1 protein-coding gene is annotated in these 502 nt (G+C 69.7%); it reads right to left on the reverse strand.

The annotated features are described in order from the left end of the window. Positions 1-502, reverse strand: a 502-nt coding sequence (locus ACU8YE_RS24455; protein ID WP_446929975.1) for a nucleoside transporter C-terminal domain-containing protein, incomplete at both ends; no start/stop codon positions are given.

Below are 502 nucleotides of genomic sequence, written 5' to 3' on the forward strand. Positions count from 1 at the left end.
GATCGCGATCGTCTTCGGCGCGAGCACCGGCAAGCCGGCCGCGACGACCTGCGCGGCATCCTTCAGATAGGGCGACAGCGCGCCGTACGCGACGAACTCGTTCAGGATCAGCTTCTGGCCGATGAAGCTGCCGGCCACCGGCGCATCCCGCCACGGCACGCCGATCAGCCACGCGAGCGGCGAGAACAGCGCGCCGAGCAGCGATTGCAGCGTGACGCCGGCGAAGCCGAGCCAGCCGGCGGCGAGCCCGACCATCGCGTTGAGCAGCGCGATGAGGCCGATGAACGCGATCAGCATGGTACCGACGTTCACCGCGATGCGCATCCCGACGCCCGCGCCGGAGGCGGCCGCCTCGATCACGTTCGCCGCGCGCTTCTCGTCGAACTCGAGCGAGTCGACGGCGACGCGCGAGGGCTCCGTCGTCGGGCACAGCATCTTGCCGAACAGCAGGCCGCCCGGGATCGCCATGAACGACGCGGCGAGCAGATACTCCATCTTCACG

This window comes from Ralstonia sp. VS2407 (assembly GCF_052950655.1).